This window comes from Variovorax sp. P1_H12_2 (assembly GCF_056405335.1).
The window spans coordinates 1-8,485 of the sequence record NZ_JBFUCI010000287.1; the positions used below are offsets into that span (position 1 = coordinate 1).

Annotated in this window: 9 protein-coding genes; 6 read left to right on the forward strand and 3 right to left on the reverse strand. The window is 69.0% G+C overall.

Annotation, left to right across the window (positions count from 1 at the left end):
- The 6 genes from AC1D2K_RS23975 to AC1D2K_RS24000 all read left to right on the forward strand — a co-directional run.
- Positions 1-388 (forward strand): oligopeptide/dipeptide ABC transporter ATP-binding protein (locus AC1D2K_RS23975; protein WP_478091512.1); only part of this gene is annotated, 388 nt, incomplete at its 5' end.
- Positions 389-393: 5 nt separating this feature from the next.
- Entirely contained in the window at positions 394-1,227 is an 834-nt protein-coding gene (locus AC1D2K_RS23980; RefSeq protein WP_478091514.1) for an ATP-binding cassette domain-containing protein, read from the forward strand.
- A 41-nt stretch (positions 1,228-1,268) separates the two neighbouring features.
- Positions 1,269-2,762 carry an ABC transporter substrate-binding protein gene (locus AC1D2K_RS23985; protein WP_478091515.1) on the forward strand — a complete coding sequence of 498 codons (1,494 nt, stop codon included), beginning with the start codon at positions 1,269-1,271 and terminating at the stop codon, positions 2,760-2,762.
- A gap of 4 nt (positions 2,763-2,766) precedes the next feature.
- On the forward strand, positions 2,767-4,167 hold the full coding sequence (locus AC1D2K_RS23990; protein ID WP_478091517.1) for an amidase: 1,401 nt from the start codon (positions 2,767-2,769) through the stop codon (positions 4,165-4,167).
- A 10-nt stretch (positions 4,168-4,177) separates the two neighbouring features.
- Entirely contained in the window at positions 4,178-5,626 is a 1,449-nt protein-coding gene (locus AC1D2K_RS23995; protein ID WP_478091519.1) for an aldehyde dehydrogenase family protein, read from the forward strand.
- Between the two features lie 7 nt (positions 5,627-5,633).
- Positions 5,634-6,524 carry an NAD(P)-dependent oxidoreductase gene (locus tag AC1D2K_RS24000; RefSeq protein ID WP_478091520.1) on the forward strand — a complete coding sequence of 297 codons (891 nt, stop codon included), beginning with the start codon at positions 5,634-5,636 and terminating at the stop codon, positions 6,522-6,524.
- A gap of 106 nt (positions 6,525-6,630) precedes the next feature.
- Here AC1D2K_RS24000 and AC1D2K_RS24005 read toward each other — a convergent pair whose 3' ends face one another.
- The 3 genes from AC1D2K_RS24005 to AC1D2K_RS24015 all read right to left on the reverse strand — a co-directional run bounded on the left by AC1D2K_RS24005 (position 6,631) and on the right by AC1D2K_RS24015 (position 8,217).
- Positions 6,631-6,807 carry an autotransporter outer membrane beta-barrel domain-containing protein gene (locus AC1D2K_RS24005; RefSeq protein ID WP_478091521.1) on the reverse strand — a complete coding sequence of 59 codons (177 nt, stop codon included), beginning with the start codon at positions 6,805-6,807 and terminating at the stop codon, positions 6,631-6,633.
- Entirely contained in the window at positions 6,804-7,754 is a 951-nt protein-coding gene (locus AC1D2K_RS24010) for an autotransporter outer membrane beta-barrel domain-containing protein (RefSeq protein WP_478091525.1), read from the reverse strand. Before AC1D2K_RS24010 ends, AC1D2K_RS24005 begins: the two co-directional genes overlap by 4 nt.
- A gap of 118 nt (positions 7,755-7,872) precedes the next feature.
- Positions 7,873-8,217: a 3-keto-5-aminohexanoate cleavage protein gene (locus AC1D2K_RS24015; RefSeq protein WP_478091527.1), complete on the reverse strand. Its 345-nt coding sequence runs from the start codon at positions 8,215-8,217 to the stop codon at positions 7,873-7,875.
- Between the last annotated feature and the right edge of the window lie 268 nt (positions 8,218-8,485).

The window sequence follows — 8,485 nt, forward strand, 5'->3', positions numbered from 1 at the left end:
GGGCATGGCGCTGATCCTGATCTCGCACGACCTCGGCGTGATCGCCGAAAGCGTCTCGAAGATGCTCGTGATGTACGGCGGCAGCGTGGTCGAGAGCGGCCCGACCGCCGCGGTCTTCGCCGAGCGCGCCCACCCCTACACCCGCGGCCTGTTCGCGGCCCGGCCGGCGCTGGGCGCCCCGCGCGGCCTCAAGCTCGCCACCATCCGCGGCAGCGTGCCCGAACTGGTGGACCTGCCGCCGGGCTGTCCCTTTGCCGGGCGCTGCRGATTCACCGTGGCGGCCTGCCAGGCCAACCCGCCGCCGCTGACCGTGCAGCCCAGCGGCCATGCCGTGCGCTGCCTTCGGCTCGACGAGGTGGCGGCGCAAGGCGCCGCGGCCTACGCCTGACTGCCATGAACCCCACACTCCCATCCACGGCCCGGACCGGCGCGGCAGACAGCGCCGCGCTGCTCAAGGTGACCGACCTCGTGCGCCACTACGCGCTGCCGCGCGAAACGCTGTTCGCACCGCCGCCGCTGGTCAAGGCGCTCAACGGCGTCAGCTTCAGCGTCGAGCCCGGGCGCAGCCTCGGCATCGTCGGCGAATCGGGCTCGGGCAAATCGACCATCGCGCGGCTCGTGATGGCGCTCGACGCGCCCACCTCCGGCAGCGTGCAGTTGGAGGGCCGCGACCTGAATGCCCTGTCGAAAACCGAACTGCGCACCGCGCGGCGCGATTTCCAGATGGTGTTCCAGGACCCMTACGGCTCGCTCGACCCGCGCCAGACCGTGGCACGCATCGTCGCCGAGCCGTTGGAAGCACTGGCCGAAATGCCGCGCAAGGCGCAGCGCGAGCGCGCGGCCGAGTCGCTCGCCGCCGTCGGCCTGCGCAGCACCGACCTGGACAAGTACCCGCACGAGTTCTCGGGCGGCCAGCGCCAGCGCATCGCGATCGCACGGGCGCTGATCACGCGCCCCAAGCTGATCGTGGCCGACGAGCCGGTCAGCGCGCTCGACGTCTCGGTGCAGGCCCAGGTGCTCAACCTCATGCAGGACCTGCAGCAGCAGTTCGGCATCAGCTACCTGCTCATCAGCCACGACCTTGCGGTGGTCAACCACCTGTGCGACGACGTCGCCGTCGTCTTCAAGGGCCGGATCGTGGAGCAGGGCAGGCCCGGCGACCTGTTCCGCGAAGCGCAGCACCCCTACACCCGCACGCTGCTGTCGGCCGTCTTGCAGACGCCCTAGGCCACGCGCAGTCGAACCCCTCATTTCCAGGAGACACACGAATGTTGAAGCGACGCACCCTCATCGGCACCGCCATGGCCGCGGCGATACCGGGCGCCTTCCTCCCGCTCGCGCAGGCGCAGACGGGCAAGAACATGCTGACCATCGGCATGCCGCTGGAACCGCCGGGCCTGGACCCGACCACGGCCGCCGCCTCGGCGATCGCGGAGATCGTGCACTACAACGTCTTCGAGACGCTCACGAAGATCAACGCCGACGGCTCGGTCACGCCGATGCTGGCCGAGAGCTGGACGGTCTCGCCCGACCTCAAGACCCACACCTTCAAGCTGCAGAAGGGCGTGAAGTTCGAGAACGGCGAACCCTTCAACGCCGCCACGGTCAAGTTCGCCTTCGAGCGCGCCGCCGGCGAGAAGAGCACCAACAAGGACAAGCGCTTCTTCAGCGAGATCAGCGTCAAGACGCCCGATGCCGACACGGTCGTCATCAGCACCACGCAACCCAACCCCGACCTGCTGTTCATGCTGGGCCAGGCCACCGCCTGCATCGTGGAGCCGAAGAGCGCCGACACCAATGCGACCAAGCCCGTGGGCACCGGCCCGTACCGGCTCGACAGCTGGCAGCGCGGCTCGGCCTGCACGCTGGTCAAGTCGCCGGCCTACCGCAACCCGGCTCTGGCCAAGGTCAACAAGTTCGTCTTCAAGTTCATGTCCGATTCGGCCGCCCAGACGGCGGCGCTGATGGCCGGCGACATCGATATCTTCCCGCGCGCCGGCACCCGCTCCGTGCCGCAGTTCAAGAGCAGCCCGCGCTTCCAGGTGATCGAGGTGGGCACGCGCAGCAAGGTGATCCTGGCGATCAACAACAAGCGCAAGCCGCTCGACGACGTGCGCGTGCGGCGCGCCATCCTGGCCGCGGTGGACCGCAACGCGGTCATCCAGGGCGCGGCCGACGGCTTCGGCAAGCCCATCGGCAGCCACTACCCGATCGGCGCGCCGGGCTATGTCGACACCACCCCGGTCAATCCCTTCGACGTCGCCAAGGCCAAGCAGCTGCTGGCCGAGGCCGGCGTGAAGACGCCGCTCGAACTGCGCATGACGCTGCCGCCGCCTTCCTATGCGCGGCAGGGCGGCGAGGTGATCGCGGCGCAGCTCGCGGCCATCGGCATCAACGTCAAGATCCAGAATGTCGAGTGGGCCCAGTGGCTCAGCGGCACCTTCGGCGGCGGCCACGACTTCGACCTCAGCATCGTCGCGCACGTCGAGCCCTTCGACCTCGTGAAGTACACCGAGCCCGACTACTACTGGGGCTACGACTCGAAGAAGTTCCGCGACCTGTATGCGTCGATCCAGGGCGAGGCCAACGACGGCAAGCGCAACGCGCTGCTGGGCGAGGCGCAGAAGATGCTGGCGGCCGACGCCGTCAACGGCTTCCTGTTCCAGGCCGTGTTCCCCACGGTGGCGCGCAAGGAAGTCAAGGGCCTGTGGCCCAGCATGCCGATCGTGGCGAACGACCTGGCGGCGATCTCCTGGAGCTGATGCGATGACCCAGCCCCTGTACGCGCTGAGCGTGGCCGAGCTTGGCGCGGCCTACCGCAGCAAGGAACTCTCGCCGGTCGAGGTGACGCGCGCGGTCAACGCGCGGATCGAGGCGCTGGAGCCGAAGCTGCACGCCACCTGGCTCTTCCGTCCCGAATGCGCGCTCGAACAGGCGCGCGCCTCGGAAGCGCGCTGGCGCGCCGGCACGCCGCGCGGCGCGCTCGACGGCGTGCCCGTGACGCTCAAGGACAACCTCGCGACCGCGGGCGACCCGATGCCGCTGGGCACCGCGGCCTACGACCTGGTGCCGATGACGCAGGATTCACCCCCCGCGGCGCGGCTCAAGGAAGACGGCACTGTGCTCGTCGCCAAGACCACGATGCCCGACCTGGGCATGCTGTCGTCGGGGCTCTCGACCTTTCATGCGATCTCGCGCAATCCCTGGGACCTGTCGCGCACGCCCGGCGGCTCCAGCGCGGGCGCCGGTGCGGCCGCCGCCGCCGGCTACGGGCCGCTGCACGTCGGCACCGACATCGGCGGCTCGCTGCGCCTGCCGGCCAGCTGGTGCGGCATCTTCACGCTCAAGCCCAGCGCCGGCCGCATTCCGCTGAGCACGCCCTACATGGGCCGCTGCGCCGGGCCGATGACGCGCACGGTTGCCGACTCGGCGCTGATGATGCAGTCGCTCGCGCAGCCCGACGACCGCGACTATTCGGAGCTGCCGCCGGCAGCCATCGACTGGACCGCCTTCGAGGTCGACCCCTCGTTCCTCGCCGGCAAGCGCGTGGCACTGCAGATGGACGCAGGCTGCGGCCTGCCGCTCGACCCGCAGATCGCCGAAGCGGTGCGCCGCGCCGCGCAACGCATCGAGGCGGCCGGCGCGCGGGTGGAAGAGATCAAGCCCTTCATGACACCCAGGATGCTGCAGGGCATGGACCACTTCTGGCGCATGCGCTCGCTGATCGACATTCGCGCCTTGCCGGCCGAGAAGCGCGCGAAGATCCTGCCCTACATCGACGCCTGGGCCGAGAGCGCCAGCGGCTTCTCGGGCGAGCATGTCTTCGACGCCTACAGCCAGTTCATCGCCACGCGAGCGGCCACGGTCGCCGCCACCAAGGCCTATGACTTCGTGATCTCGCCGGTGTCGCCGAACATGCCCGCGCCCGCGGAGCATGCCTCGCCGACCAACGACCCGCTGCTGTCGCTCGAGCACATCGGCTTCACGGTGCCCTACAACATGTCGGAGCAGCCCGCGGCATCGATCAACTGCGGCTACTCGGCCGAAGGCCTGCCGATCGGCCTGCAGATCGCGGGCCGCCGCTTCGACGACCTGGGCGTGCTGCAGTTCAGCCGCGCCTTCGAGCAGATCCGCGAAGCGCAGAAGCCCTGGCCCGACTTGAACTGAGAAACTCCCCATGAACGCAACCCACTACATCGACGGCCGCCGCGCGGCCGGCGAGAGCGCCGACACCATCGACGTGATCGATCCCAGCGACGGCCAGCGCTTCGGCCAGATCGCACGCGGCACCGCGGCGGACGTGGACGCGGCCGTGCGTTCGGCGCGCCGCGCGATGGGCGAGAACTTCGACGGCCCCTGGGGCGGGGCGACGGCGCTCGAGCGCGGCAGGCTGCTGGCCAAGCTGGGCGCCGCGGTGCTGCAGCACCACGAGGAACTGGCGCAGCTCGAGGCGCGCGACACCGGCAAGGCGCTGCGCGTGGCGCGCAACGACGCCACGGCGCTCGCGCGCTACATGGAGTACTACGCCGGAGCCTGCGACAAGCTCCACGGCGACACGCTGCCGTACGAGCGCGGCTACACCGTGATGACGGTGCGCATCCCGCACGGCGTCACCGGCCACATCATTCCGTGGAACTACCCGATGCAGATCGCGGGCCGCAGCGTGGGCGCCTCGCTCGCGGCCGGCAACGCCTGCGTGGTCAAGCCGGCCGAGGACGCCAGCCTGTCGCTGCTGCGGCTGGCGGAGATCGCCAGCGAGGTGGGCTTCCCTGCCGGCGCGCTGAACGTGGTCACCGGCTACGGCCGGGAGGCCGGCGCCGCGCTGTGCGCGCACCGGGGCATCGACCACATCTCGTTCACGGGCTCGACCGCCACGGGCCGCAGCGTCGGCCTCGCCGCCGCCGAGCGCCATTGCCCGGTGACGCTCGAGCTCGGCGGCAAGTCGCCGCAGATCGTGTTCGCGGATGCCGACCTCGACGCGGCGGTGCCCGTGCTCGTCAACGCCATCATCCAGAACGCCGGCCAGACCTGTTCGGCCGGCAGCCGCGTGCTGGTCGAGCGCACGGTCTACGAGGAGGTGCTCCAGCGGCTGGCCGAGCGCTTTTCGGCGGTGCGCTCGGGGCCGCCCGCGGACGACCTCGACATGGGGCCGCTGATCAACGAGAAGCAGTTCCGCCAGGTGCGCGACATGGTCGCGACCGCCGAGGCCCAGGGCCTCAAGGTGGCCGCCCGGGGCACGGTGGTGGCGCACGCCTCGGCCAGCGGCTACTACCAGGAGGCCGTGCTGTTCCGCGACGTTCCGGCGGACAGCGAGCTGGCGCAGCGCGAGGTGTTCGGCCCCGTGCTGGCCGTGATGCCCTTCGCCGACGAGGCCGAGGCGCTGCGGCTGGCCAACGGCACCGACTTCGGCCTGGTGGCGGGCGTCTGGACCCGCGACGGCGCCCGGCAGCTGCGCATGGCGCACAAGCTGCACTGCGGCCAGGTCTTCATCAACAATTACGGTGCGGCGGGCGGCGTGGAGCTGCCCTTCGGCGGCGTGAAGGCGAGTGGCTTCGGCCGCGAGAAGGGTTTCGAGGCCCTGCTAGGCTTCACGACCCTGAAGACAATCGCCATCAAACATGGATGAAGCACCTATGAACTCGAACGAACAAGCACAGCCCCGGCGCGTCGGCCTGGTCGGCGTGGGCCTGATGGGCAGCGGCATCGCCCAGAACATCGTCAAGCACGGCCACCAGCTCACCATCCTCGACCATCCCGGCAACCAGCCGGTGGACGCGCTGCTCGCGGCCGGTGCCCGTGCGGTGTCGGACGTGACGGCGCTGGCGGCGCAGGTCGACGTCCTGATCCTCTGCGTCACCGGCACGCCGCAGGTCGAGGCCGTGATGCTCGGCGACCAGGGCGCGCTCGCGGGACTGCGCCCGGGCACGGTGGTGATCGACTGCTCGACCGCGGTGCCCGCATCCACCGCCAAGGTCGCGCAGGCGGTGCAGGCCAAGAGCGGCAAGTTCCTCGATGCGCCGATGACCCGGACCGCGAAGGAAGCCGCCGAAGGCCGGCTCAACCTGCTGGTGGGCGGCGATGCCGAGGTGCTGGCCTCCTGCCTTCCGCTGCTGCGCTGCTTCGCGGAGAACATCACGCATGTGGGCGGCATCGGCGCCGGCCACGCGATGAAGCTGCTGCACAACTTCGTGTCGCTCGGCACCGTGGCGCTGCTGTGCGAGGCGGCCGCGTGCGCGCAGCACGCCGGCGTCGCGCCCGAGGTGTTCGTCGACGTGCTGGCCAAGGGCGGTGGCAACGGCGTGGCGCTGGAGCGGGTCAAGCCCAAGCTGCTGACCGGCGACACCGCCTCGCTGAAGTTCTCGATGGCCAATGCGAAGAAGGACCTCGGCTACTACAACGACATGGCCGAGCAGTCGTCGTCGAGCCATGGCATCGCGCAGGCGGTGGAGAAGCTGCTGGGGCAGGGGATCGAGACCTTCGGGCCGGACCGGATGGTGCTGGATCTGGTGGAAGCGCTGCGTTAGGGCCGCAGCGGGACCTTGCCTACCGGCTCAGCTCGCTGTCGCGAACCGACAGGAACTTGCTCGGGGGCACGCCCACCAGGCGCGAGCAATCCTGAGACGAGCCCACTCACCACCCGTATTTCATGCCCCCGCGTACTGTCCACGCCTGGTAGGACTGATTGCCCCATTGCCATCCAACGTCGCCCCAGCCTGCCCAGCCCTGCTTGAAATCGACATTGACACCGGCCTTCACCTCATAGCGACTGCTCGGGTACATGTCGCGCACCGAAAACTGGTTGATCACGAACTCTTCGCCGGTGTTGTCGTACCACCAGGGACGCCCCAACCCCAATCGGGGGCGGAGGTGCTGCGCACACGCAGTCCCAGCCTCGACGTGTACGCGCTGCGATGGGAGCCCTTGACGGCGAGGCCATTCGGTTCCAGGGCGATGTACGAATGGTTGTGCAGATAGATGATCTGGCCCTGTGGCTCGAGCACCCAGTTGCCGGACTCTCCCAGCGGCATGGAATAGCCGGCTTCGGCAGAGAACATGCTGATTTGCGAGTCGTAGCCCGTGCGATCGAAGGGAAGGCCGGTATCCACCGTGTTGGTGAACCGGGCGTACTGGCCCCACACGTCCGCATACCAGCCGAGCCGGGCCTGGTCGTTCTGGTACCAGGTGCCGTACACGCCAAACCCACCGCCGGAAAATTCGCCACGAGCCTGGATCGGATTGCCGAGGGCGTTGGAATCCGTGCTTCCGCTGGCATAGCCGGCCATGGCGCCAAGGTGCAGACGGTCCCCGCTGCCGAAAAGCGACCATTTCGCCACGTCCCCGCCGCCCTGCAGGACCCAGCCCTTGCTGTCGGCGTCGAACCGGCCGCTGGCACTGGTCGAACTCATCCCTTGGCTACCGGCGCGGATCCAGGCGTTGCCTGGGCTGAGTTGCAGCGGGTCTCCCCACCGATGCTGTAGGCTTTGCACGAAGGCGAAGCTCGTCATGCGCTGAATGCCCAGGTAGGCGCCGGTTTGTGGCCGTGCGAGGGCCGCGACGCTGGCGTTGGGATTGCAGAGGGTCGTGGCGCCGGCGGGTGTTGGGCTGCATTGCGCGAAGGCGCCGCAACTGCCTACACAGAGGGCAGCAACGGCCGCCCATTGCGTGCAGGCCCGGGCGATGTGCGCTCCCGGCCCGCCGGCCGGCCGCCGGGCTGAAGTGCCTGTTCCAGGAACTCGTGCAGATGCACATTGCATGGCCGAACCCTCCTTCGGACAAGCCCGGCAATCTGGGGGCCGGACGGCTCTCGAACCATTGTGCGCGGGTCTATCGGAGTCGTCACTCACCGGCAAGCGGAATGTGGCGTTCCGTCAACTAGTTCAGGGTTCGACATTGAATTGATATCGGTGGAACGCCGCGCTTCGAGACGGTTGTGATGACTCCAGGCGTCCGAGCCACGTAGTGTGGCTTGCGGCCGAACGGCTGGACATGTGTGCCGGCACCGACACCGCTCTTGCCGGGAGCCACTTMGCGATGCATTTCGCGCGAGAGCCGCACCATCTGCTCGACCTGCTGCACGAAGGTCATGCGTTCACCCTTGCGGCCCCAGAGGTTGTCTTCGATGCCCACGCGCACGTGCAGGCCCATGGCGATCGCCATTGCATTCAAGGGCAGCGCGTCGTCAGCCGGCTGGTTGGGCGTCAGCGCCGCGTTGTTCACATGCCCCGCTCCGACGCGCCCCATGACGCCAGGTAAGCTGCTGGAGCACATCAACAGCGTGTGCTAGAAAAGCGCATGCTTGGTGCATAGGATCCGCCAGAGCCGAAGGCAGGCCATGTTGGGGCGGCGATCCCCCGAGGAGTGGTGAAATGAAGATGCTTGTTTTGACAGTTGCGATGGCCATCGGCCAGATGCTGGCCCTGAGCGCACAGGCGCAGGCCGTGGGCGCCGACGACAAGGCGGCCGCCCGCGCCGAGCGGAAGAAGGA

Bases quoted from the DNA above. Each gene is read 5' to 3' on its own strand.
- AC1D2K_RS23985 (WP_478091515.1), top strand. From the start codon at position 1,269: ATGTTGAAGCGACGCACCCTCATCGGCACCGCCATGGCCGCGGCGATA.
- AC1D2K_RS23990 (WP_478091517.1), top strand. From the start codon at position 2,767: ATGACCCAGCCCCTGTACGCGCTGAGCGTGGCCGAGCTTGGCGCGGCC.
- AC1D2K_RS23995 (WP_478091519.1), top strand. From the start codon at position 4,178: ATGAACGCAACCCACTACATCGACGGCCGCCGCGCGGCCGGCGAGAGC.
- AC1D2K_RS24000 (WP_478091520.1), top strand. From the start codon at position 5,634: ATGAACTCGAACGAACAAGCACAGCCCCGGCGCGTCGGCCTGGTCGGC.
- AC1D2K_RS24010 (WP_478091525.1), bottom strand. From the start codon at position 7,754: ATGCAATGTGCATCTGCACGAGTTCCTGGAACAGGCACTTCAGCCCGG.